We start from the raw sequence: 21919 nt of genomic DNA, 5'->3' as shown, positions 1-21919 counted from the left end.
CTTCAATTAAATCTTTAACTCAAGCTAGCCCGCTTCACTTCACGATGCAAGTGATCGGAGCTACCGGATCACTTCAACTCTTAAGCTATCCTGGTGTCATGGACGTCCCGCAGGAGCCCCGCTGGCTCGACGCCGAGGAGAGCCGGACATGGCTCGCCCTGGCCAGCACACTGATCAGGCTGCCGTCCGCGCTCGACGAGCAATTGCGCCGCGACGCCGGAATCAGCCACTTCGAGTACCAGGTGCTGGCCAAGCTGTCCCAGGTTCCCGACCGCACCCTGCGGATGAGCGTGCTGGCGATACAGACCGAGGGTTCGCTACCGCGCCTGTCCCAGGTAGTCGCCCGGCTCGAACAGCGCGGCTGGGTGCGCCGCACCCCCGATCCGGCGGACGGCCGCTACACTCTGGCGATCCTGACCGACCAGGGCCGGACCAAGGTGGCCGAAGCCGCGCCCGGCCATGTCGAGGAGGTGCGCCGCCTGGTCTTCGACCCGCTGACCAAGGCCCAGTCCCGGCAGCTACGCGAGATCGGCCGACGCATCATGCACGCCATCGACCCGGACGAGCGCTCCCCCGACAACTGAAGACCGGGTAACGCCCCCGGCCTGGCTGGCGGGCCCTGGCCGGGGCGCACCGGAGTCCTGGGCTTCGCCCCGGGTCCGAGCCGAAGCGCCGAAGGAGCCGTGACGGCCGCGCCCCTGGATCAATCCCCACGCCGTGCGACCCATGCCCGCCACCCTGCCGACAGCCTCAACACCGAGTTGCCGCCGTCTTGAAGGCAGGTCTGGGGTCTGGTGTGACGCACACGACACCGAGCCGGTCGCACACCCGCACCCCTGTAGATTCGTGACCCGAGGAGATCCGCGATGTCCGACCGCCGCAAAGTTCTGTTCGTGACCGACCTCGCCTACCAAGCCCGAGGGCGGCGCTACTGCGACGAGGACATCTTCCTGTCCTCCCGACTGCGGGACGCCTTCGACATGGCCTTGTGCCACCCGCTGGATGCCGCCTCGCTGATGGACGCCTTCGACGGGGTCGTGGTCCGTAACAGCGGACCTGTACTGCACTACCAGAAGGAAAACGACGCTTTCCGGGAACAGGCCAGGGCTCGCGGCACCCGGATCTACAACCCGCTGTCCGGCCGGGGTGACATGGCCGGCAAACAGTACCTGCTGAACCTGACCGCCTCCGGATATCCGGTCATCCCCACCATCGACCGGCCCGAGGACTTGCACCTGCTGCCCGGAGTCGGCCAGTACGCGGTCAAGCCGAAGGCAGGCGCGGACTCCATCGGCCTGACCTTCGTATCCAGGAAGCAGCTGGACGACCTCATCTACGACGACGTCCTCGTCCAACCGCGCATCGACTTCCGCTACGAGGTGTCCTTCTATTACGTCGACGACGTCTTCCAGTACGCCCTCAACGCCCCCGACCCCGAACGGCGCTGGGTCCTCGAACCCTACGAGCCCACCGACGCCGACCTCGCCTTTGCCCGGCGCTTCATCGACTGGAACACCCTCGACCACGGCATCCAGCGCGTGGACGCCTGCCGCACCCAGGAGGGCGAACTGCTTCTCGTCGAACTTGAGGACCTCAATCCGTACTTGTCCCTGGACCTGCTCCCCGAGCGGACCCGTGACTTCTTCGTGGAGAGCATGACGTCGTCCCTCCACCGGTTCCTGGACACTGTTCCCCGCCTCTGATCCTGATCATTGACCTCGCTGCTGTTTCAGGTGGACGTGTTCGGTGAGGGTTTCGATTCGTTGCACGGCCTTCTCAGGCTCGTGACGCGGGGCTGACCTGCGGCCGTCGGCCCGATGCAGTTCGACAGGTGCACGCGTGGGGCGCGGGGATCCGCTCCGTGCGGAGGGTCCCCCGCGCCCCACGGGGTGGTGCGGGCCGGTACGACTACCGGTGGGACGGGTACTGGACGACCTGCTGGTAGGTCGGCCGGTTCTGCCAGTTGGAGTTGGCGTCGGTGATCCCGCCCAGCGGGCGCTGGACGATGGAGTCGGCGCACCACTGGTCGCCCGCGGAGCAGTAACTGTCCGCCGGGTAGACCGTCGCCGCCGTCTCGGCCGCTGCCTGGACCAGGGTGGTCAGCAGCATGGTGCGGCACGCGCTCAGGCTGCCCCCGCCGCAGTACTCCGCGGCCAGACCGCCCGGGACGGACCTGCCGAGCACCGCGCGCAGGTCCTTGTCCACGTACGACCACCAGCCGTACTGGAACGACGAACCCTTGTGCGGGATCGACTGGTTGACGTCGGACGACCCGGCGCTGGGGCCGGTCTGGCCGCCCGAGGGCGACTCGTTGATCTGCAGGGCGCCGATCATCGCGTTGAAGAGGCCGGCGCCCATCTGCGACTGGAACTCGCCCACCACCAGCAGCGGCCACCAGGCGTCGAACGTCTGGATCGCCGAGGCGTCGGTGTAGGTCTTGCTGCCCGCCGACGTCTCCTTGCGCTTCGTGCCGTCGTTGAGCCAGGCCTGCAGCTTGGCGACCAGCGCGGCCTGGGTGGAGTCGGTGACCGGCGAACTGTTGATCACCGCCAGCAGGTCCGGCAGCACGTCCTCACCGCGCAGGTCGGTGACGGCGGCGTCCTCCATCGACTTCGCCAGGGTGGCCCGGGCGACCTTCGCGCCGCCGGCCGCGGCGGTGTTCACGAGTGCCTTGACCCGCGCGTCGAGCAGGTTGGCCCGGTGCACCGAGCCGTCGCCGAAGTCCGACGAGGAGTAGTTGTCGGCCTGCTTGTTGTTCCAGGACACGTAGTAGTCCTGGTCGACGCTCTGCGGGTGCTCCGAGGCCGGGGCGTAGTCGGAGGTGTAGCTGCTGGGGTCGTAGTTGTCCCAGGTGTACGCCGAGTCGGCCCAGATCGGCAGGTCCGGGGCGACTGTGGTCGGACGCACCGGGTTGAGGCCGGAGTTGAAGTAGGCGATGTGGCTGGAGTCGGCGTAGAACCAGTTGAAGGTGTAGTCGATGTGTGACACAGCCGCCTGGAAGGTGGCCGGCGAGTTCACCGCCGAGGGGTCGTTCAGCATCTGGAAGCCGATGATCGAGTCCACCTCGTGCATGTAGGTCGACCGCAGCGAGGTGTAGGCGACCGGGACCCCGCCGACCGTGGCCCGGTACTGCACCAGGCCGTAGTCGGTGCGATACACGATCAGTCTGTAGGAGCCCGCGGCGGTGGAGTCGGCCGTGGTCGGGCTCCAGGAGTCGTCGACCTCCAGCGCGGTCATCGGGGTGCACGCCCCGTTGTACAGGTAGCCCATGGAGCCGGTGGTGGCCGTGCTGCCGTCGGTGTTGCACAGGGTCACCGCGTAGGTGTCGGTGATGTCCTGGCCGGCCGAGGTGGCGCTCCAGGAGTAGTCCTCGCCGCGGCCCAGCTCCACGTAGAAGCTCAGGCCGGCGAAGGCCGCGCCACGGGCGCTGATGCCCGGTCCCTGGATCTCCTCCAGCATCAGCAGCTGGGGGGCGAAGTAGCCGGTCTGCGGGCCGAAGACGGCGACCGGGTGGCCGGAGTCGGTGTACTGGCCGGAGACCACCAGCGCGTTGGACATCCCGTGCTTGGCGGTGAGCAGGTTGCCCGGCAGCACGCCGTTGTCGTAGATCCCGCGGAGCCTGGCCGGCCCGGCGTTGATCTCGGCGGCCCGCGCCGACTGCTTGGCGGTCGTGGCCGACTTCTTGGCCGCCACGGCCGAGGAACTGGCGCTGGAGCTCGCGGCGGTGCCGGTGGCGTCGTAGATCAGCTGCTGCGAGACGACCGATCCGGCGTCCGGCATGGCCTCGCCCTGGGGGCTGGACGGGTCCTGCGCGTAGGGGAAGCTCTGGCCGTTGTGCAGGGTCTGCACCGCCTCGGGGTCCTCGCGCTCGCGGAAGGACTGCCAGACCTCGTCGCCCACGGTGGTGCCGTACTTGGCGTCGGCCGCCTCCTTCACCAGCGCGGACTGCACCTCGCCGCCGCCGCCGGAGCCGAACAGCGCGCCGACCACGGAGGCCAGCGCCACCAGGTCGGTCAGGGTGAACGGCGCGATCGAACCGGCGTTGGTGATCGAGTCGATGTGGCCGGTCAGGTCGTACTCGCCGGGGAAGGTGCGGTTGTTGTACGCCTGGGTGATGTAGGCGTTGATGCCGTCGACGTACGCCTGGGCGTCGGCCAGCGCCTGCCGGCCGCGGGCGCCGCCCTTGGCGGCCACCGAGTTGATCTGCTCCTGGAGTTCGGCCTCGGTGTAGGGGGCGGCCTGCCAGAAGCTCTGCTCCAGCTGGCGGTTGGCCAGGGCGCCGCCGGCGAAGCCGCTCAGCTCCCCGCGGCCGACATGCCGGAACAGGTCCATCACCCAGAGCCGGTCCTGCCCCGCGGCGTAGCCCGCGCCGTACTCGGTGCCGTAGCGGGTGGTGCCGGTGATGTGCGGGACACCGGTGGCCTTGTCGCGCACGATGGTGACGTCCGAACGGGGCGAGACCGTGCTCTCGACCTGGCTGGACGGGACGCCGAAGGAGGCGTCGTTGAAGAAGCTACCGAGGGTGGAGTTGGTCAGGCCGGAGTAGTTGTCCACCAGGCCGGCATAGGGGGCCAGCTGGTCGTCGGTGTGCGCCGGCTTGGTGCCGAACACCTTGTTGGTCAGGATGTCCGCCAGCGTTGCGTTGCCGTTCTCACCCGGCGGCAGGATGTCGTTGCACTGACCCAGACAGTAGTCGTTGGACGCGTAGGTGGCCGCGTGCACAGCTCCGGGCGGAAACCCCAGCGCCGTTGCGGTGGCGAGGGCGGCGACCGCGGCGAATGCCTTGAGCCAGGGCCTGACTCGTCTCATGCCTGCTCCTTCCTGATGCGCTCTTGACTGACGGTAGGTCAGTTACTGGCGAGTTCGGAAGGGGGCATGTCAAAGTAATCTACTGAACAGTCAGAAAGGTCGGCCGGTACCCGACGGCCCCTGATCCCCGCCGGAGCAGTGAGGAGATCACCATGGGCACCTGGGACATCGGCCCCTTCGACAACGACTGACAGCGAGAAGCACCGGACGGACGACGTCACTGACAACATCCCACTGACGCCAGACCAGCATGTCGCAATGGGGCTGGCCGCGGCCGGCTCGGCGGTCCTGCGGCTGCCTGTCTCGGCGACGGTCCTGGCGACGTAGCTGCTGGGAGGTGAGCAGCGGCCCGGATGGCACGTGCCCGGTTTGCCCGTCAATCCCCCTGCGGGTCGCCTTCCGTTCGTCGCCGCAGGCCGATCTGGACCGCGCCGAGAAGAATCCGCACCGCCACTCCGACCAGCAGCAGGTCGCCGAGCATCTGGATCACGGTGACGACACGGGCCGGCTCGGATCGGGGAGCGATGTCGCCGAATCCGACCGAACTGAACACGGTGACGGTGAAGTACAGCGCGTCGAGCCGCGTCAGATGTTCGGAGAAGGCGCCTGGCCGGTCATGTGCCATCAGGAAGTACGCCGCAGAGAAGATCACCAGGAACCAGGGCACGGACAGGGCGAACGCCTCGACTGCCTTGAGCCGGGGGAAGCGCGAGCGCGCGATGGCCCGCGCCTGATAGGCGATCAGAACACCGACCGCCAGCAGGCCGAGAGCGAGCAGGAGCTCAGTCCTGCCAGTAGGGCGTTCGCCGATCGGCAGCGTGAAGTACAGCACGACCAGGAGGCTCGAGGTCAGCGTGGGACGCAACACCGCGCGGGCTACGAGCCTGCGCCGCTGCTGCCCAGAGAGGCTGTTGTACGCCGATTCCGTCACGCGTGGCCTTCAAGAGGACTGACCGACTGGAACACAGTTCGCAGCCTAGAGCAGCACGTCGCGGAAGCTGTGCAGTGTGCCGCGCTCCGCGTGTCCGCACGGCGACGGGACCGCGCGGCGCTCCACCCACCCGTGCGGCGCACCGCCGCCCGGCGCGGCAGCCGCATCCGGGCCAGCACTTCGGTCGCTGTCGGCGGGACCGCGATGGTGCGGGGCAGTCCGGGGGCAGTGTCGGCGAGCATCCGGTCGACGTCGCCGACCACCCACTGCGCCTCGCGGCGCCAGCTGTCCAGCGGCAGCACGGGATCCTACCGGCGACCGCGCTCGGTCTGCGCGAGGCGGGCCGCGACCACCCCGCGCTTGGCCGCGCTCGCCCCGGGCCCGGCAGCCTTGCGCAGCGCCCGGCTGCGCCGCGACCACAGCTCGCGCAGGGCCAGGGGGATGCCGACGACCTCCCACTCCCCCGTGGCCCGGTCGCGTAGGCGGGTCCGCAGCCTCGCCTCGGCCAGCTCGCCCAGGACGGCGATGTGTCGGCGCCGGTCCTGCCCGCTGCTGCCGAACGCCCCCACCGGCCGCCCGACAGCGGGATCGCGTTGACCGGGGTAATTTCAGATGCAGCGACGGATCGCCAGGATGCGCCGCGAATCCGCTCACGAGTGCTCCCGGGCGAAGTACCGCAGCCCCTGCCGGAGTGCCGCGCGCGGCCCAGGATCCACCAGTGCGGCCCAGGCGGGGGCGGTCTCCTTGCGCAGCAGGGCATAGCAGGCCAGGGCGTATCCGAACTCGGTCTCGTTGAGGTAGCCGATGGTGTGGGTGGGGTCGTTGGCACTGCCGGTGAGCATACGGTCGGTCAGGTCGCCCAGTGGCAGGGCACTCCAGCCATGGATCGACTTGGTGTACTCGTAGGCGATGTTGGCGTTGAAGATTCCCATACCGAGGAAGACAGTGACCAGGTCGGTCAGTCTCTCGTGATGGGTGGTGTCGTCCGGGAGCCGGCCTTCGCCCAGGAGCCGTTTGTGGCCCAGCTCGTGAGCGAATATCCCGGCGATTCTCTGCGGGTCGTCGGCCTCGCGCAGGTCCAGTTCGATGGCGTGCCGTTCCCCGTCCTGGTGGTAGCGCCCGACATCATGCCGATCGCCTCTGCGCCCCAGCGCCTTGGGATCGGGCTCGGGAGTGCGGAAGTACTCGACGGCCAGGTCCGCAAAGTCGACCTCCATGACCGCGCAGACCCGCTTCAGGAGCTCCGTGATCCGGTCCGGGGTGCCGTCGTAGCCGACGGGGAAGAAGCCGGGCCCCGGCAGCTCGACCGGACGGTGCAGGACCTCATGGCCGAACTCCTGGACGCACCACCACATCCATTTCTCGATCCATTTCTGTTCCTGCTCCGGGACAGCGACTCGCCTGTGCCTCCCTGGCCCAGGGTTTCGGTTCCGCAGGCCGCATCGCCGGCTCCGGCCCCGACCCGCCCCCGGATCGTCCCCACCTGATCGGTCCAGCTCGCCAGCCCCGGGCCGAACCGAACCGGTTCAACGGACCCACCTGCTGAGTCCCCTCTGCTCGGGGGCGTTGTCAGTGGCGGCTGAAAGGATCACGGGATGAAACACACCGCTGCCATCACCACCTACTGGGACACTGCCGCGTCCCGCTTCGACGACGAGCCGGACCACGGCCTGCGGGCCCCGGAGACCCGCGACGCCTGGGCCAACCTCCTCAACTCCTGGCTGCCGACCGAACCGGTGGACGTCCTGGACGTGGGCTGCGGAACTGGATCACTGTCCCTGCTGGCAGCCGAGGCCGGACACCGGGTCACCGGCGTCGACCTCGCCCCGCGGATGGTCGAGCACGCCCGGGCGAAGCTGACGGCCGCTGGCCTGGCGGGGCGCTTCCTCGTCGGCGACGCCGCCGCCCCGCCCACCGGCGACCAGCGGTTCGACGTCCTGCTCTCCCGCCACCTGATGTGGACCCTGCCCGACCCGCATATCGCACTCACCGACTGGATCGCCCGTATCCGCCCTGGCGGCACCCTCGTCCTGGTCGAAGGCCGCTGGCGGGAAGCTGGGCAAAGCGCAACCCCGTACGTCGTCGGTGCCGAAGCCCTGCCCTGGGCGGGAGGCATCGGCGCGGACGACCTCGCTGCCACGGTGCGCCCCCTCGTCACCGACCTGCGCGTCGAACCCCTCAGCGGCGATGCGGCCTTGTGGGGCCGCGCGGTAACCGACGAACGCTATGCCGTGATCGCCACGGTCTGACCGACTGGATCCGACCCGGGCCAGAAATGGAAGGCCGGACCGGCAAAGTCCGGGGTGAGAGCAAACGTCGCGCGATCCACAACCCTTGACGCACTGTCAAACAGACTGTGGCGCGTTCCAGCGTGGACACGCGTGAGATCAGGCCACAGGTGGACGCTCGCCCACTTGGCCGACGGCTGATCACGGGAAACGCCGGACGAGCCGCTCGCACGGTCCCGCGTCCTCACCGATCCCGGAGTCAGCCCTGTTGCAGCATGTCGGCCAGCGCGGCGACCGCGTGGGCCCGGTGCTGGTCGAGGATGCGCACTGCCTCGTCGACCGCGCCGCTCCGGAGCGCGTCCAGTACCGCGCGGTGTTCCAGCACCACATGGTCGCGGTTGGCGGCCTCGGCGTAGTAGAGCGAGCGGTAGGCGTCGGTGGCGTCCCACAGTGTGGCGATGAGCCGGGCCAGCCGCGGCATGTCGGCCGTCTCGTACAACGCGAAGTGGAAGCGGCGATTGGCGGCCGTCATCCCGGACACGTCTCCTGCCTCGGCCGCGTCCTCCACCTCGCGTTGAGCCGCCTCAAGGGCGGCGAGAGCCTGCTCCCCCATCCGCGCGGATGCCTGCCGGACAGCCTCAGCCTCCAGGATCTCGCGGATGCGGTAGACCTCACGCAGGTCTGCCAGCGAGAGCTCCGCGACGAAGTACCCGCGGTGCACCTCATGGACGACCAGGGCCTCGGCTTCGAGGGTCTTCAGTGCCTCACGCAGGGGGACGCGGCTGACGCCGAGCTCCTCGGCGAGCGCTTCCTGGCGGATCGGCGCCCCCGGCTTCAGCTGCCCACTGGTGATCGCCCTGCGCAGTTCCCCCAGCACGAACTGCTGAGCGGTCGGCGGTCGCCGCCTCTGCGCGGGGCTGTTCATGGCAGGTCTCTCCATCGGTGCCGGGAGGGTGGATCTTGCCGGGCGCGTTCATCCTAGGCGTTGACGTCCTTCGGGCACGGCAGGTCCAGTTCGGCCAGGACCTCGTGCGTGTGCTCGCCCAGGCGGGGCGGCGCGCTGCGGTAGGTGGCAGGGGTGGCGCCGAGGCGGATGGGGTTGGCGACCTGCTCGACCGGCGTGTCACGGCGCGGATCGTCGATGGTGACCCGGGCCCCCAGGCCCAGGCGGTCGGCGAACTCGAACGCCGCTGCCAGGTCGTTGATCGGACCGCAGGGCACGCCCACAGCGGTGAGGGCCTCGAACCAGGCGTCCGCGGACCGGGTGCGCAGCGGTCCTTCGAGCGCCGAGAGCAGTTCTTGGCGGTGCGCCACCCGTGACGGGTTGGTGGCGAACCGGGGGTCTTCGGCGAGCTCTGGAAGTCCCAACTCGGCTGCCAGTGACGCGAACTGGCGGTCAGTGCCGACAGCGAGCGCCAGCGGTCGATCCTTGGCGTCGACCACCTCGTACGGTGCGATCGACGGATGGCGGTTGCCCATGGCCAGCGGCACCACACCACCGGCCACGAACGCGGATGCCTGGTTGGTCAGCGCCGACAGGAGCGAGGTGAGCAGTGAGACCTCCACGCGTTGCCCTTCGCCGGTGCGCTCCCGGTGGCGCAGGGCGGAGAGGACGCCCATCCCCGCGTGCAGGCCGGTGATCACGTCCACCATGGCGACGCCGGCCTTGGTGCCCCGGCCCTCCGGTTCCCCGGTCACGCTCATCAGGCCGCCCATCGCCTGGACCAGCAAGTCGTAGCCGGGAAGCGCGGCACCACCCGCGGTCCCGAACCCGGTCACCGAGCAGTACACCAGTCCTGGGTTGATCCCCCGCAGTTCGTCGTAGCCGAGGCCCAGGCGCTCCATCGTGCCGGGCCGGAAGTTCTCCACCAGCACGTCCGCGCGGGCGGCGATCGCCCGGGCGGCCCGTCGCCCCTGCTCGTCAGCGAGGTCCAGGGCGACGGAGCGCTTGTTCCGGTTGACGCCGAGATAGTAGGTCGCCTCCCCGTCCGCGAACGGCGGGCCCCAGGCCCGGGTGTCGTCGCCACTGCCGGGGCGCTCGATCTTGACGACCTCGGCCCCGAGGTCGGCGAGCAGCATCGTCAGGTACGGGGCCGCGAGCACCCGGCCGAAGTCGGCTACGACGATTCCGGCCAGGGCGCCTTCGGACACCGGGTTGCGAGGCGACATGCGGGCTTCCTCTCGTACCTTGGCAAGTGCCGGGCGTCCGGCTACGATCCAGATTGGATCCAACATCCGATATCCACTCTAGCGCCGGTCGCGCGCTCTTGTCAGCCGCCGGGAGACCTCGATGACGACCCAGCCCGTCCACCCCTTCGACCTGTTCGGTATCGACACTCTGCTGAGCGACGAGGAGCGCGACATCCGCGCCACCGTCCGGGCCATGGGCGACCGTGAACTGCGACCCCAGGTCGCCGACTGGTTCGAGCAGGGGGTCGTGCCGGTCCGCGAACTGGCATTGAAGCTCGGCGAGTTGGGCGTCCTCGGCATGCACCTGCAGGGGTACGGCTGCGCCGGGGCCAGCGCCGTCTCCTACGGCCTGGCCTGCCTGGAACTGGAAGCCGTCGACTCCGGCCTGCGCAGCCTCGTCTCCGTCCAGGGCTCGCTGGCGATGTACGCGATCTGGAAGTACGGCTCCGAGGAGCAGAAGCAGCAGTGGCTGCCCGGAATGGCGGCCGGCCGGTTCATCGGCTGCTTCGGCCTGACCGAGCCTGACGCCGGATCCGACCCGGGCGCCATGCGTGCCCACGCGGAGCGGGACGGCTCGGACTGGGTGCTCAACGGCACCAAGATGTGGATCACCAACGGCTCGGTCGCGGACGTCGCCGTGGTCTGGGCCCGCACCGACGACGGCGTCCGCGGTTTCCTCGTCCCCGCCGGAACCCCGGGCTTCACCACCGTCGACATCAAGCACAAGGTCTCCCTGCGCGCGTCCGTGACCAGCGAGCTCGTCCTGGAGGACGTCCGGCTGCCCGCCGACGCGATGCTCCCGAGCGCGCGTGGCCTCTCCGGCCCGCTCGGCTGCCTGAACGAGGCCCGATTCGGCATCGTCTTCGGCGCCCTCGGCGCCGCCCGCGACTGCCTGGAGACGGCGATCTCCTACGCCGGCGACCGCACCGTGTTCAACCGCCCCCTGGCGGGCTACCAGCTCACCCAGGAGAAGCTGGCCGACATGTGTCTGGAACTCGGCAAGGGCATGCTGCTCGCCCTCCAGCTGGGACGCCTCAAGGACGCGGGCCTGATCACCCCGGAGCGCATCAGCCTGGGCAAGCTCAACAACGTCCGCGAGGCCCTGGAAATCGCCCGCCGGTGCCGCACCGTGCTGGGCGCCAACGGCATCACCCTGGAATACCCGGTGATCCGACACGCCAACAACCTCGAGTCCGTCCTCACCTACGAGGGCACCAGCGAGGTCCACACCCTCGTCATCGGCAACGCCCTCACCGGCATTCAGGCCTTCCGCTGACCCGGAGAGCGGATTCGCCCCCACTGCTCCTGCGGACAAGCAGTCCGGGCCTCCTCGGTGCGGAGGCCCGGACTCTCCACCGACGAGGCCCGGTCGAGGGTCAGACGGTCGCCGCCCGGTAGCGGGCTGCCGCCTGCGCGGGCGCGTCCTGGTTGCCTTCGCTCCAGCTCAGATGCTGGACGAGCTTCTCGATCCGCCATCCGTCAGCGGTGCGGCGCATGTGATTGGTGTAGGAGCCGCGCATCAGGAAGAAGTCGCCTCCCTCGGCGCCTTCGAGGTGGTGCTGGGCGTACATGTAGGAGCGGCAGACGGCACGGTCGGGATCGTCCTCGTCGAACTCGATCTCATGGTTGGGGCTCAGGTGCTGGCGGGCGGTGAACCCGCCCAGGCCGGCTCGCGCGAACCCGAGGAAGTCCTCACGTGCGAAGTCGCCCGGCGGCATGCCGGCTTCGGAGAAGTCGACGTGGACGGTCTCGGTGAAACAGGTCGCGTACCGTTCCCAGTCGGCGCGATCGATCGATGTGGCGTACCGGATCACCGTGTCGCTGATGGAGACGCGGTCCTCCAGGCGACGGATGCGGGCTTCGAGATCTGCGGTCATGAAGATGTCCTTTCGGAGACAGGCGGGGCGGCTCCGTGGCCGCTGGCCTGGGGTGTGCGGGCGGCACCGTTCGTGGCGCCCGGGCCCCGCGTCCGGCGGCTGCGGGGAGTTCGACGGCTCGCCCGCGCGAACTGGGGCGAGGAGCCAGGCGTGCCCGTTCGGGCAGGCCCGGTAGGGCGTCAGACGGCCGAGCCCGGGCCGAAGAAGCGAGCTAGCCGGTCGGCGAGCCAGACGGGGTTGTCGGCGCCGATGGTGTGGGCGCTCCCGGGTACGAGATCGGCGCGGACATCCGCCGCAGCCTGACGCGCCCCGTCCAGCAGGACGCCCTGCGGCAGGCCGTGTTCACCGTTGAGGACAAGGACCGGCATCCGCAGCGGGGTTGCGGCCCGGGCGGCGCGGCCGTCCTCGGCGAGGGTCTCGTAGTGCCGGAAGCCGCCGCGCATCGCGCCGGGCGCACTGTAGGCGCGCAGCAGTTCGGCCCGGTCCCGCTCGGTGATGCCCCCTGCGGTCATCATGTCCCAGTAACCGCCGAGGTAGGCGGCTTCCTTGCCCGCCGTGAGCAGTTCTGCCACGTCGACCTGCATATGGAAGCCGAAGTGCCAGAATCCACCGGTGGCCGGGTTCATGTGCTCCTCCAGGCCAAAGCCCGGCAGGAACGCCTCGGAGAGCACCAGGCGCCGCACCTCGGAGGGGTGGGCGGCGGCATACGCCCAGGCGACCATGGTGCCGATGTCGGTGCCGACGACGCCGACCTGGTCCAGGCCGAGGTGGCCGATGAGCCGGTGCAGGTCCTCGGCCTCCTCCCGCTTGGTGTACGGGCCGACCGGCCGGGACGAGTCGCCTGAGCCGCGCAGATCGGGAGCGATCACAGTGTGGCCCGCGGCGGCCAGCAGGGGCATGGTCGCGCGCCACTCCAGCCATGTGAACGGCCAGCCGTGCACCAGCAGGACGGCCGGGCCACTACCGCCGATCACATAGTGCAGGCGCACGTCCCCCAGCTCGGCATATCGGTGCGCGAACCCCTCCATGCCCGCGACGGGGCCCTCGGGGCCGGTGTTGGAGTTCTTCACGACAGCGGTCCTCTTCCAGTCAGAGCAGGCCGAGAAATGGAAACGACATCACTATTTGCTTGCTCAGGCAAATGATTGCACGAGGTTATTTGCTTCGTCAAGCAAGTCGCGGCAGGATGGGCCGCAGGTGAACCGCCATCGCCGCCGCCGGCTTCGGAAAGCAACGTGAAGGGTGTGACGTGAACGACGAAACGGCCCCGCTGAACCCCGAGGAGATGCTGCTCTGGCAGTCCCTGGGGCGCCTGGCCCACGCCCTGCCGCGGCTACTGGAAGGCGACATGAGCCGCGCCACCGGGCTGTCCATGACCGAGTTCGCCGTCCTGCTCACCCTCGGCCAGGCCCCGGAACGACGATTGCGCATGTCCGAACTGGCCGCGGCCACCGGGCTGACGCCCTCACGCATCACCCGGGTCGTGGACACCCTGCGCACCCACGGCCTGGTCACCAAGGAACGTCACGGCCCCGACGCGCGCGGCAACATCACCGTGCTCACGGGCAGCGGCCTGGACCGCCTCCAGGCCGCCCAACCCGCGCATGTCGCCAGCGCTCGCCACCGCGTGCTCGACAACATTCCCGCCGACCTCGTCCCCACCGTCGCGAGCGTCCTTGCGGCACTCACCGAAGCAACCCTCTCCCCGCCCGACCACCCTCCGGCGCCGGAGAACGGGGCCGTCCCGACGGCATGACGCCACTTCACACACGCAAGTCGGGAAGAGGGGACGACGGCGGTTCCGTACCTGCCATCGACGGCTGATCACCCGAGGTCAGGGGCAGTGTGGGTACCCGGCCCGGTGGTCCGGTCAGTGCGACGGTGCCCGCTACCGGGGCTCGACTGCCCCGCGCACCGGATCCGGCCTCCGCACAAACTGGGCGTCACCCTGCCTCGTCGAGCGTGTACCCCGGGTGTCAGTGGCAGCCGTTCAGGGAGTCGATCGGGCCGAGTTGCGGCACGTGCTCAAAGTCGCCGCGGCCCTCGCTCCAGGACAGCGGGCTGCTCTCGCGGCGGGAACGGCGGCCGCAGTCGTAGGCTTCCGGGTATGCGTACCCGTCCCATGGTCGACCGGCCCCTCATCGGTTCGCCCGCTCCCGCCGATGCGCCCGTCGAGGGTCTGGCCCGGATCGGCGACCTGCTCGTGCGGGGTGGTGTGGCGGTGCTGAGCGGAGCAGGGCTGTCCACCGAGTCCGGGATCCCGGACTACCGCGGGGCCTCGGGCAGCCTGCGTCGCCACACGCCGATGACCTACCAGGAGTTCGTGTCCGACGAGGCGGGTCGCCGTCGCTACTGGGCGCGCAGCCATGTCGGCTGGCGGACCATCGCCCGGGCACAGCCGAACACCGGCCACCGCGCGGTACAGGCGCTGCGGGCTTCCGGCCGGGTCTGCGCGGTGATCACGCAGAATGTGGACGGCCTGCACCACGCGGCCGGCACCACCGACGCGGTCGAGTTGCACGGCGGCCTGGACCGGGTGATCTGCCTGGGCTGCCGACAGCTCTCCCCTCGCGAGGAACTGGACCAGCGCCTGCACGCGGCCAACGGCCGACTTGAGGCGGCCGGTGCCGTGGCCAATCCCGACGGCGACGTGGAACTCGCACCGGAACTGGTGGACGCCTTCCGCGTGGTCCCCTGCCTGGCCTGCGGCGGGGTACTCAAGCCGGACGTGGTGTTCTTCGGCGAGAACGTACCCCGGGCCCGTGTCGACCACTGCTTCGAACTGGTCGACACGGCGAATGCGTTGCTGGTGCTGGGCTCCTCCCTGACCGTCATGTCCGGACTGCGCTTCGTCCGCCGCGCCGCCAAGGCCGGCCTGCCGGTGGCGATCGTGAACCACGGCCCGACCCGCGGGGACGAACACGCGAGCATCCGGGTGGACCTGCCCCTGGGCCACGCGCTGACCGCCCTGGCCCGGGACCTGGACCCCGTAGCGCCATCGGCTTCCGAACAGAGCCTGCTGTCGGACTGATCCAAACCCGACGAACTGTCAGACCATCGGGGAGGTAAGGGCGGTGCGGTAAGCGGATTCGCGCAGTGGCCGGTCCGTCCGGCAGATCCCTTTCCCAATCCACGGATCGTGCCTGCATGAGCAACCTGTTCCTACTCAACCCGCAGACTTCCAGGTCCGCTGACGCCGCTCCTGCTCCTCGGTCGACCCCTGTGAACAGCTCGGGCCCCGGCTTCCGCTGGAGCAGGGCGCGGGTCAGCGCTGCGATCCGGATTCCGCCGCGGACAACCTCTCCGGTGCCATGCCCTCCGTGGCACTCAGCTCCTGGGTCCCCACCACAGACAGCAGTTCCAGCTGCTCGGCTCCCGGGCTCCCGGGCGGGGCGGTGAACCACAGCAGGCGTTGCCGTCCGTCCTCGCTGAGGAGGTTGTAGCAGTCGAGTTCGATGACGCCGAGCATGGGGTGGACGATCCTCTTGTGGTCCATGCGGCGCACCGCGACGTCGTGCGTGTCCCAGAGGGCTGCGAACTCCTGGCTGCGACGACGTAGCACGGCGACCATCTTCGTGACCTCCGCGTCCCGGCCGCGCCGGGCGGCCGCTGCCTGGAGGTCGGCCACGAACACCCGGGAGTGGTGCGGGTGGTCCTCGGGCGGGTAGATCTCGCGCGCCTGCGGGTCGGTGAACCAGCGGTACACGAGGCTCGCCGCCGGGCCGCGGTCCGCCGGGGACTTGCCGAGCAGGGCCAGGGCCAGGTCGTTTTCCACCAGGGTTTCGTGCAGGTCGGTGATGACGCGCGCGGGGGTGTTGGACAGCCGGTCCAGGAGTCCGAGGAGCGCGGGCTGCACATGTGCCGATGGTCCGTGTGCTGACGGCGGGACCGGCCGCTCGGCCAGGTGAAACAGGTGGTCGCGCTCGTCACCGTTCAGGCGCAGGGCTCGGGCCAGGGCGGCCAGGGTCTGGGCCGAGGGCTGCACGCCGTTCTTCACGCTGCCGCGTTCCAGCTCGGTGTAGTAGTCGGCCGACAGCCCTGCCAGCTGCGCGACTTCCTCGCGGCGCAGCCCGGGGACGCGCCGGCGCGGGCCATGAGGGAGACCGACCTCGGCGGGGCGGATGCGGTCGCGGCGGGTCCTGAGGAAGGCACCGAGTTCTGGAAGGTTCACCCTTCCATGGTCGCTCGTACGTCGGAGCGCAGCCAGGGGGTGGCATCCCCTGGGTCGACGCAGCCCTGGCTGGAGAGGGAGGACCGGCCGATCGTGGAGAACGCAGCAGGGCAACGGCAAGTCCGCGGCCCGACCCCCATCCATCACAGGAGTCAGCTATGCCTGTCCCTACTTCCCTCGACGGGACCGCTGCCTCGGTCCAGCCCGCCGCCTCCCCCCGTGTCGCGATCGTCACCGGCGGCTCGCGCGGCATCGGCCGCCGGACCGTCGGCCGGCTGGCCGCCGACGGGTACGCCGTCGTGGTCGGCTATGCCGGCAACCAGGACGAGGCCGAAGCCGCCGTGAAGGAGGCCGTCACCGGCGGTGGCCGGGCGATCGCCGTGCGCGCAGACGTCGCCGACGAACGCGCAGTCGCGGCCTTGTTCGACGCGGCCGAAGGAGAGTTCGGCGGCGTCGACGTCGTCGTGCACGCGGCCGGGCGGATGCAGCTGGCTCCGATCGCCGAGCTGGACCTTGCCGTCCTGGACGACCTGCACCGCACCAACATCCGCGGCACGTTCGTCGTCGTCCAGCAGGCCGCCCGTCGCGTGCGCCCCGGCGGCGCGATCGTGACGTTCTCCACGTCCGTGGTGGGGCTGGCCTTCCCTGGCTACGGCGCGTACGCCGCCAGCAAGGGCGCGGTCGAGGCACTGACGCTGATCCTGGCCCGGGAACTGCGGGGCCGGGACGTCACCGCCAACACCGTCGCGCCCGGCCCCACGGCCACCGACCTGTTCCTGGACGGCAAGGACGAGGAGACCATCGCCCGCCTGGCCGCCCAGCCCCCGCTGGAGCGCCTCGGTACCCCGGCCGACATTGCCGAGGTCGTCGCGTTCCTGGCCTCCCCGGCCGGTCACTGGATCAACGGACAGGTCGTCCGCGCCAACGGCGGAATCATCTGAACCCTCCGCAGCCACCCCATCGATCAACGAAAGGCCCTGTCATGAGGAACGACGAAACAGGGAAGGTCATCCTCGTCACCGGGGCCTCCGGCGGCATCGGGGCACTGTCCGTGCGTGCTCTGGCCCTCGCCGGTCACACCGTGTACGCGGGCATTCGCCAGATCGCCACTCGGCCTCTGCGCACGCACATAGACCCCAGCCGGGACGGCAGCGAAGTCGCCTCCGCGGTCACCGACCGCCTCCGCGCCGACTTCTTCCGCCGCATCGGACTGGACAGCCTGCTCACCGCAGGCAGCTCCCTGTAACACCCCACTGAGAAAAGGAACAACCAGCCATGCCTTTCGCCAACTTCAAGGTCCTCGAGAAGACCCTCACCCCGAAGCAGAAGGAGGAGATCGTCACCCGCACCACCGAGTTGTATGTCGAGCTCTACGGCGAGCGCGCCCGCGCCACCACCATGGTGCTGATCGAAGAGGTCCCCGACGGCGGCTGGGGCATCTCCGGCAACGTGCTGACCCTCGCCATGCTCGGCGAGGCGACACCGACCGACACCAGCGGCTGACCTGCGCGGCCCTCGGCGCGAGGTAGGTAGAGGGAATCCCGGGATGGCGTTGAACGCCATCCCGGGATTTCGTTGTGCTGTGTTAGGCGCGGTCGTAGGACGGTTCCTGGTTCTGTCGGGTTACTGGTGTGGCGGCGGGTTCGCCGCGGGTGTTGGAGGCGCGCAGCGCGATGGCTGCGGCTGCCACAAGGCAGAGGGCGCTGACGAGCAGGGCCCGCTGGAACCCGGCGGTGAGTGCCTCCGGGGGCGGGGTGTGGGCGGCCAGGAGGTGGCTGGTGCGGCTGGTCGCGATCCCGCTGAACACCGCGAGGCCGAGCGCCGATCCGAGCTGGAATGAGGCAGTGATCAGGGCCGCGGCCAGTCCGGCCTGGTCCTCCGGCACGCCCGCGTTCGCGGCTGTTTGCACACCGGCGTACAGCAGCCCCAGCCCGACCCCCATGACCACCAGCGGGGCGAGCAGGTTGCCGGGATAGGTGCCGTCCACCGGGATGCGGGAGAGCCACACGATGCCACCGGCAGCGAGCAGCGCGCCGGAGACGATGATCGGGCGGGTACCGGTCCGGACGAACATCTTCGTCGCCGCGGTCGAGCCGAACCCGATGCCGACGCTGACCGGCAGATACGCGAGCCCGGACCGCAACTGGGAGTAGCCCAGGACGTTCTGCATATACAGAGTGACGAAGAAGAACATCGAGTAGAACCCGGCCCAGGCGATCACCTGGGTGGCGTCGGCCGCGGCCAGGCCCTTGATCCGGAAGATCGACATCGGGACCAGTGGATCGGCGCGCCGCTGCTCATTGACCACGAACGCGGCCATCAGCACCGCCGAGCCGGCCAGCCCGCCGATGGTGCGGCCCGCACCCCAGCCCTCGTCCGGCGCCTTCACCAACGTGAAGATCAGCAGCAGCATGCCGGCGGTGGCCAGCACCGCGCCGACCGCGTCGAATCCGCCCGGCACGGACCGGCCGTGGTCGGGCTTCAGGATCCGGAACGCCCCGAACAGCACCAGCGCGCACAGCGGGAGGTTCACGAAGAACACCCATCGCCAGCCGAAGTCCTGGGTGAGCAGCCCGCCGAAGAGCAGCCCGACCGCCGAGGCCATCCCGCTGATCCCGGCCCACACGCCCAGCGCCTTGTGCCGGTCGGAGTCCTGGAAGGTGCTGGTCAGGATCGACAGCGCGGCCGGGGACATCATCGCCGCCCCGATGCCCTGGGCGAGCCGGGCGCCGACCAGCAGCCCCTGACTGTCGGCCACCCCGCAGGCCAGCGAGGAGGCCGCGAACAGCGTGGTCCCGGCGATCAGCAGCCGCCGCCGCCCCAGCAGGTCCCCGGCCCGACCGCCCAGCAGCAGGAGCCCGCCATAGGTGATCAGATAGCCGCTGACCACCCACTGCAGGTTCTGCACCGAGAACCCCAGATGCGTACGGATGGTCGGCAGCGCGACGTTCACGATCGCGCCGTCCATGACGTCCAGGAACGTCACCGCGCACAGCAGCGCCAGCGTGACCCTGCCGCGCCCGGTCGCCAGGAACGACTCCTGCGGCGGCGCCGTCGATGCGGTCATGGCGTCGCTCACGACCCGGCGGCTTCCATCACGGGGCCGACCTCGACCCCGCCGCCGACCCGCAGCACCGGGCAGTCCTTGGCCAGCGCCAGCGCGGAGTCGATGTCCTCGGCGGACACCACCGAGTAGGCGACCATCCGGGAGCCGCTGCCGCCGACCTCCCCGAGCGAGGCATAACCGGTCACCGCGTTGCCGACGTCCACCAGGGCCGAACCCAGCCCGCCGAACCAGGCCTGCCACTCGGACGGCGTCCCGGCGTTGGGCTTGTAGTCGGAGGGCACACGGAAGGAGAAAACGTACTTGGCCATGATCTGTGGTCCTGTTCTGTCTCCGGGCGCGTCCCGGACCGGGACCGCCTCCAACCGGGTAGACGCCGCCGCCCGCCCGAAATTGGGCGCCGCAACGCCGCCCAATTCGCGGGCCCGGCGGCGTCGGTATGAATAGGCGAGCCGAACGCGCCCTGCGGAAAGAAGAAAGACGAGGATGCACGCCGATGGAGATGGACACGACGGACCTGATCGCCCGGGCTCGGGCCGGCGACCACAACGCGTTCCGGGACCTGGTCGAGGGCCACTCCCGCGAGTTGCAGGTGCACTGCTACCGCATCCTGGGATCCCTGCAGGACGCCGAGGACGCTCTCCAGGAGACCCTCGTGTCCGCCTGGCGTAACCTCGGCGAGTTCGGCCAGCGATCCTCGCTCCGGACCTGGCTCTACAAGATCGCGACCAATCGGTGCCTGAGCATGCTGCGTGCCGACGGCCGACGCCCCCGCATCGCTCCCCCGCTGCCCGAGGCCACCCTGCCAGAACCCACCGGCGCCGGCGACGCCCCGCCCTGGTTGGAGCCCTACCCCGACGTCCTGCTCGACCACCTTGTCGACCAGCGCCCCGGACCGGAGGCCCGCTACGAGACCACCGAGGCCATCTCCTTGGCCTTCATCACCGCCCTGCAACTGCTGCCGTCACGCCAACGCGCCGCGCTGGTCCTCCGCGACGTCCTGGGCTACCACGCCGCGGAAGTCGCCCAGATGCTCGACACCACCCAGGAATCCGTGAGCAGTGCCCTCAAACGCGCCCGCGCCACCGTCGACAACCACCTCGCCGACTCCGGCAGCACCGGCAGCCGCACGCCCGCACGCCAACCCGACGCCGCCGAACACCGGCTCGTCGCCCGGCTCACCGATGCCCTGGAACGTGCCGACCTGGATGCCATGATCGACCTGCTCGTCACCGACGTGAGACTCTCCATGCCTCCGGCCATGCTGGAATACCGCGGCATCGAACCAGCCCGGCGCCTCTTCGCCGCCGCCACCTTCCGCCCCGGTCGCAGCTACCGCGTGGTACCGACCCGGGCCAACGGCCAGCCCGCCTTCGCCTTGTACCTGGCGGACCCCCACGCCGGCGTCCACCGCGCCTACGCCCTCCTGGTCATCACCACCGCCGGCGACCGCATCACGGCCATCACCGGTTTCACCACCAATGTCATGGCACGCTTCGGACTACCCCGGACCCTCCCCGAAACAGATTGACAGACTGCAGGTGCCACCCTGTTGACCCAGGAAGTCGTCGAAGCCGCCAGAGAGACCCACTCGGGCGGGCGGCCATCATCACGGCGCCGAGGAGGGCCCCGGCCCATCCACCGGCCCTGAGCGACGCTTACGATCATACGAAGTGACGCATCGTCGGCTCCCTGGGGAACAGATGGACAGCCAGAGCACTCAAGTGCGCGTGGGTTCACATTGGCTCAGCACCACCGTATTCGGCACTGGCGGGCCGCCCGTGGTCATCGAGCCGGCTTTCGGCGGCGATGCGGAGTCCTGGCGGGCGATCGCTGAAACCCTGGCCGTGGACACCACAGTGGTGACCTACGACCGGGCAGCCTACGGCTCCAGCAGCCGAGCGCTGGACGCCAGGAAACCCGTCGACATCGCTCGCGACCTGCATGGGCTTCTGGACGCGCTCGGTGTTACTCGTCCCGTCGTGCTCGTCGGCCACTCGGTCGGCGGCGTGTTCGTGCGCGCGTTCGCCGGCCTCTACCCGGATGAGGTCGCCGGCCTGGTGCTGGTGGACTCCTCCCACGAGGCCCAGAGAGCAGCTCTCCAGGGCGCTCTTCCCTGGCGGCAACGCCTCAGCGACGCGCTGATGGTCCCCCTGATCATGGTCGTTCCCCGCAAGGTCCGAGGCGGCGCGGACCGGAGGTCGATCATGCGCGAGCATCGGGCCTTCAGGCGGCTGACAGCAGCCGATCGGGCGCTGGCCAAGGGCTCGCTGGGTGACAAGCCCCTCTTCGTGCTGACCCGCGGCCACGGTAACGCTCCCGCCACCGAGGACTGGCACCGCTGGCACGGCCTGAACGCAGACCTGGCCCAGCTCTCGCTCAACAGCCGCCATGTCATCGCCGAGCGATCGGGGCACTACATCCACGCCGACGATCCCGCGCTGGTCATCTCGGCGGTCCGGGACGTCTTGCGCAGCGCGCAGACACGGGACCGGCTGGCCGAGTCTCCAGTCATCGGGGACGACCTGCCCGCCACGGACTGAGCGCCTCCGCCGTGCCGAGATCAACGCAGCGAACTGGCCGGCTCCCGGCACGAGCCGTACGCGCTGGGGGCGATGACAGGACAGACCGACAGCGCGGCCGAGCCGG

23 protein-coding genes are annotated in these 21919 nt (G+C 69.8%); 11 read left to right on the top strand and 12 right to left on the bottom strand.

Annotated features, from left to right (window positions below; translation table 11 throughout):
- The first annotated feature begins 98 nt into the window (after nucleotides 1-98).
- Both ABH941_RS05070 and ABH941_RS05065 read left to right on the top strand, forming a co-directional pair.
- The gene (locus ABH941_RS05070; protein WP_370127348.1) at nucleotides 99-584 is read left to right on the top strand and encodes a MarR family winged helix-turn-helix transcriptional regulator; all 486 of its coding nucleotides are present in this window, start codon (nucleotides 99-101) and stop codon (nucleotides 582-584) included.
- Between the two features lie 282 nt (nucleotides 585-866).
- Nucleotides 867-1703 (top strand): hypothetical protein, encoded by an 837-nt coding sequence (locus ABH941_RS05065; protein WP_370127347.1) that lies wholly within the window; start codon nucleotides 867-869, stop codon nucleotides 1701-1703.
- A 205-nt stretch (nucleotides 1704-1908) separates the two neighbouring features.
- Here ABH941_RS05065 and ABH941_RS05060 read toward each other — a convergent pair whose 3' ends face one another.
- The 5 genes from ABH941_RS05060 to ABH941_RS05040 all read right to left on the bottom strand — a co-directional run bounded on the left by ABH941_RS05060 (nucleotide 1909) and on the right by ABH941_RS05040 (nucleotide 7095).
- Nucleotides 1909-4809: a penicillin acylase family protein gene (locus tag ABH941_RS05060; RefSeq protein WP_370127346.1), complete on the bottom strand. Its 2901-nt coding sequence runs from the start codon at nucleotides 4807-4809 to the stop codon at nucleotides 1909-1911.
- 376 nt (nucleotides 4810-5185) lie between these two features.
- Nucleotides 5186-5740 (bottom strand): potassium channel family protein, encoded by a 555-nt coding sequence (locus ABH941_RS05055; RefSeq protein ID WP_370127345.1) that lies wholly within the window; start codon nucleotides 5738-5740, stop codon nucleotides 5186-5188.
- The gene (locus ABH941_RS05050) at nucleotides 5737-6042 is read right to left on the bottom strand and encodes a hypothetical protein (RefSeq protein ID WP_370127344.1); all 306 of its coding nucleotides are present in this window, start codon (nucleotides 6040-6042) and stop codon (nucleotides 5737-5739) included. Before ABH941_RS05050 ends, ABH941_RS05055 begins: the two co-directional genes overlap by 4 nt.
- A gap of 6 nt (nucleotides 6043-6048) precedes the next feature.
- Nucleotides 6049-6309 carry a hypothetical protein gene (locus ABH941_RS05045; RefSeq protein ID WP_370127343.1) on the bottom strand — a complete coding sequence of 87 codons (261 nt, stop codon included), beginning with the start codon at nucleotides 6307-6309 and terminating at the stop codon, nucleotides 6049-6051.
- Between the two features lie 81 nt (nucleotides 6310-6390).
- Nucleotides 6391-7095 (bottom strand): hypothetical protein, encoded by a 705-nt coding sequence (locus ABH941_RS05040; RefSeq protein WP_370127342.1) that lies wholly within the window; start codon nucleotides 7093-7095, stop codon nucleotides 6391-6393.
- A gap of 240 nt (nucleotides 7096-7335) precedes the next feature.
- Between ABH941_RS05040 and ABH941_RS05035 the strand changes: the two genes are divergently transcribed.
- Nucleotides 7336-7989: a class I SAM-dependent methyltransferase gene (locus ABH941_RS05035; protein ID WP_370127341.1), complete on the top strand. Its 654-nt coding sequence runs from the start codon at nucleotides 7336-7338 to the stop codon at nucleotides 7987-7989.
- 238 nt (nucleotides 7990-8227) lie between these two features.
- Here the strand turns inward: ABH941_RS05035 and ABH941_RS05030 are convergent, their stop codons facing one another.
- Both ABH941_RS05030 and ABH941_RS05025 read right to left on the bottom strand, forming a co-directional pair.
- Entirely contained in the window at nucleotides 8228-8893 is a 666-nt protein-coding gene (locus ABH941_RS05030) for a GntR family transcriptional regulator (RefSeq protein ID WP_370127340.1), read from the bottom strand.
- A 53-nt stretch (nucleotides 8894-8946) separates the two neighbouring features.
- Nucleotides 8947-10137, bottom strand: a complete 1191-nt coding sequence (locus tag ABH941_RS05025; RefSeq protein WP_370127339.1) for a CaiB/BaiF CoA transferase family protein — start codon at nucleotides 10135-10137, stop codon at nucleotides 8947-8949.
- 121 nt (nucleotides 10138-10258) lie between these two features.
- Between ABH941_RS05025 and ABH941_RS05020 the strand changes: the two genes are divergently transcribed.
- Nucleotides 10259-11434 carry an acyl-CoA dehydrogenase family protein gene (locus ABH941_RS05020; protein ID WP_370127338.1) on the top strand — a complete coding sequence of 392 codons (1176 nt, stop codon included), beginning with the start codon at nucleotides 10259-10261 and terminating at the stop codon, nucleotides 11432-11434.
- Nucleotides 11435-11534: 100 nt separating this feature from the next.
- Here the strand turns inward: ABH941_RS05020 and ABH941_RS05015 are convergent, their stop codons facing one another.
- Nucleotides 11535-12035 (bottom strand): nuclear transport factor 2 family protein, encoded by a 501-nt coding sequence (locus tag ABH941_RS05015; protein ID WP_370127337.1) that lies wholly within the window; start codon nucleotides 12033-12035, stop codon nucleotides 11535-11537.
- Between the two features lie 179 nt (nucleotides 12036-12214).
- The gene (locus ABH941_RS05010; RefSeq protein WP_370127336.1) at nucleotides 12215-13105 is read right to left on the bottom strand and encodes an alpha/beta fold hydrolase; all 891 of its coding nucleotides are present in this window, start codon (nucleotides 13103-13105) and stop codon (nucleotides 12215-12217) included.
- Between the two features lie 179 nt (nucleotides 13106-13284).
- Here ABH941_RS05010 and ABH941_RS05005 point away from each other — a divergent pair, with 179 nt between their 5' ends.
- Together ABH941_RS05005 and ABH941_RS05000 are read left to right on the top strand one after the other, a co-directional pair.
- Nucleotides 13285-13791, top strand: a complete 507-nt coding sequence (locus tag ABH941_RS05005) for a MarR family winged helix-turn-helix transcriptional regulator (protein ID WP_370127335.1) — start codon at nucleotides 13285-13287, stop codon at nucleotides 13789-13791.
- 351 nt (nucleotides 13792-14142) lie between these two features.
- Nucleotides 14143-15066: an NAD-dependent protein deacetylase gene (locus tag ABH941_RS05000; protein ID WP_370127334.1), complete on the top strand. Its 924-nt coding sequence runs from the start codon at nucleotides 14143-14145 to the stop codon at nucleotides 15064-15066.
- 234 nt (nucleotides 15067-15300) lie between these two features.
- Here ABH941_RS05000 and ABH941_RS04995 read toward each other — a convergent pair whose 3' ends face one another.
- Nucleotides 15301-16206, bottom strand: coding sequence for a helix-turn-helix domain-containing protein (locus ABH941_RS04995; RefSeq protein WP_370127333.1), 906 nt, complete (start codon nucleotides 16204-16206; stop codon nucleotides 15301-15303).
- A gap of 158 nt (nucleotides 16207-16364) precedes the next feature.
- Between ABH941_RS04995 and ABH941_RS04990 the strand changes: the two genes are divergently transcribed.
- From ABH941_RS04990 to ABH941_RS04980, 3 genes are read left to right on the top strand one after another with little or no spacing between them, the layout of a single operon-like run.
- Nucleotides 16365-17147 (top strand): SDR family oxidoreductase, encoded by a 783-nt coding sequence (locus tag ABH941_RS04990; protein WP_370127332.1) that lies wholly within the window; start codon nucleotides 16365-16367, stop codon nucleotides 17145-17147.
- Nucleotides 17148-17188: 41 nt separating this feature from the next.
- Complete coding sequence (locus ABH941_RS04985; RefSeq protein ID WP_370127331.1) at nucleotides 17189-17452, top strand: hypothetical protein; 264 nt, start codon at nucleotides 17189-17191, stop codon at nucleotides 17450-17452.
- Nucleotides 17453-17481: 29 nt separating this feature from the next.
- Nucleotides 17482-17709: a tautomerase family protein gene (locus ABH941_RS04980; RefSeq protein ID WP_370127330.1), complete on the top strand. Its 228-nt coding sequence runs from the start codon at nucleotides 17482-17484 to the stop codon at nucleotides 17707-17709.
- Between the two features lie 82 nt (nucleotides 17710-17791).
- Here the strand turns inward: ABH941_RS04980 and ABH941_RS04975 are convergent, their stop codons facing one another.
- Together ABH941_RS04975 and ABH941_RS04970 are read right to left on the bottom strand one after the other, a co-directional pair.
- The gene (locus ABH941_RS04975; RefSeq protein ID WP_370127329.1) at nucleotides 17792-19285 is read right to left on the bottom strand and encodes an MFS transporter; all 1494 of its coding nucleotides are present in this window, start codon (nucleotides 19283-19285) and stop codon (nucleotides 17792-17794) included.
- Entirely contained in the window at nucleotides 19282-19581 is a 300-nt protein-coding gene (locus ABH941_RS04970; RefSeq protein WP_370127328.1) for a hypothetical protein, read from the bottom strand. The genes ABH941_RS04975 and ABH941_RS04970 overlap by 4 nt, the downstream gene beginning before the upstream one ends.
- 185 nt (nucleotides 19582-19766) lie before the next feature.
- On the opposite strand from ABH941_RS04970, the gene ABH941_RS04965 reads away from it, so the two are divergent.
- The gene (locus ABH941_RS04965; RefSeq protein ID WP_370127327.1) at nucleotides 19767-20801 is read left to right on the top strand and encodes a sigma-70 family RNA polymerase sigma factor; all 1035 of its coding nucleotides are present in this window, start codon (nucleotides 19767-19769) and stop codon (nucleotides 20799-20801) included.
- A 172-nt stretch (nucleotides 20802-20973) separates the two neighbouring features.
- On the top strand, nucleotides 20974-21813 hold the full coding sequence (locus ABH941_RS04960) for an alpha/beta fold hydrolase (protein ID WP_370127326.1): 840 nt from the start codon (nucleotides 20974-20976) through the stop codon (nucleotides 21811-21813).
- Nucleotides 21814-21919: the final 106 nt, after the last annotated feature.

Source organism: Streptacidiphilus sp. EB103A, assembly GCF_041261405.1.
Lineage (GTDB): Bacteria > Actinomycetota > Actinomycetes > Streptomycetales > Streptomycetaceae > Streptacidiphilus.
Note: the sequence above shows the minus strand (reverse complement) of the source record. Positions and strands in the feature narration are given on the sequence as shown.

Excerpts from the sequence above, each read along its gene's own strand:
- ABH941_RS05070 (WP_370127348.1), top strand. The coding sequence starts at position 99 with ATGGACGTCCCGCAGGAGCCCCGCTGGCTCGACGCCGAGGAGAGCCGG.
- ABH941_RS05065 (WP_370127347.1), top strand. The coding sequence starts at position 867 with ATGTCCGACCGCCGCAAAGTTCTGTTCGTGACCGACCTCGCCTACCAA.
- ABH941_RS05060 (WP_370127346.1), bottom strand. The coding sequence starts at position 4,809 with ATGAGACGAGTCAGGCCCTGGCTCAAGGCATTCGCCGCGGTCGCCGCC.
- ABH941_RS05040 (WP_370127342.1), bottom strand. The coding sequence starts at position 7,095 with ATGTGGTGGTGCGTCCAGGAGTTCGGCCATGAGGTCCTGCACCGTCCG.
- ABH941_RS05035 (WP_370127341.1), top strand. The coding sequence starts at position 7,336 with ATGAAACACACCGCTGCCATCACCACCTACTGGGACACTGCCGCGTCC.
- ABH941_RS05030 (WP_370127340.1), bottom strand. The coding sequence starts at position 8,893 with ATGAACAGCCCCGCGCAGAGGCGGCGACCGCCGACCGCTCAGCAGTTC.
- ABH941_RS05025 (WP_370127339.1), bottom strand. The coding sequence starts at position 10,137 with ATGTCGCCTCGCAACCCGGTGTCCGAAGGCGCCCTGGCCGGAATCGTC.
- ABH941_RS05020 (WP_370127338.1), top strand. The coding sequence starts at position 10,259 with ATGACGACCCAGCCCGTCCACCCCTTCGACCTGTTCGGTATCGACACT.
- ABH941_RS05015 (WP_370127337.1), bottom strand. The coding sequence starts at position 12,035 with ATGACCGCAGATCTCGAAGCCCGCATCCGTCGCCTGGAGGACCGCGTC.
- ABH941_RS05000 (WP_370127334.1), top strand. The coding sequence starts at position 14,143 with ATGCGTACCCGTCCCATGGTCGACCGGCCCCTCATCGGTTCGCCCGCT.
- ABH941_RS04990 (WP_370127332.1), top strand. The coding sequence starts at position 16,365 with ATGCCTGTCCCTACTTCCCTCGACGGGACCGCTGCCTCGGTCCAGCCC.
- ABH941_RS04985 (WP_370127331.1), top strand. The coding sequence starts at position 17,189 with ATGAGGAACGACGAAACAGGGAAGGTCATCCTCGTCACCGGGGCCTCC.
- ABH941_RS04980 (WP_370127330.1), top strand. The coding sequence starts at position 17,482 with ATGCCTTTCGCCAACTTCAAGGTCCTCGAGAAGACCCTCACCCCGAAG.
- ABH941_RS04970 (WP_370127328.1), bottom strand. The coding sequence starts at position 19,581 with ATGGCCAAGTACGTTTTCTCCTTCCGTGTGCCCTCCGACTACAAGCCC.
- ABH941_RS04965 (WP_370127327.1), top strand. The coding sequence starts at position 19,767 with ATGGAGATGGACACGACGGACCTGATCGCCCGGGCTCGGGCCGGCGAC.
- ABH941_RS04960 (WP_370127326.1), top strand. The coding sequence starts at position 20,974 with ATGGACAGCCAGAGCACTCAAGTGCGCGTGGGTTCACATTGGCTCAGC.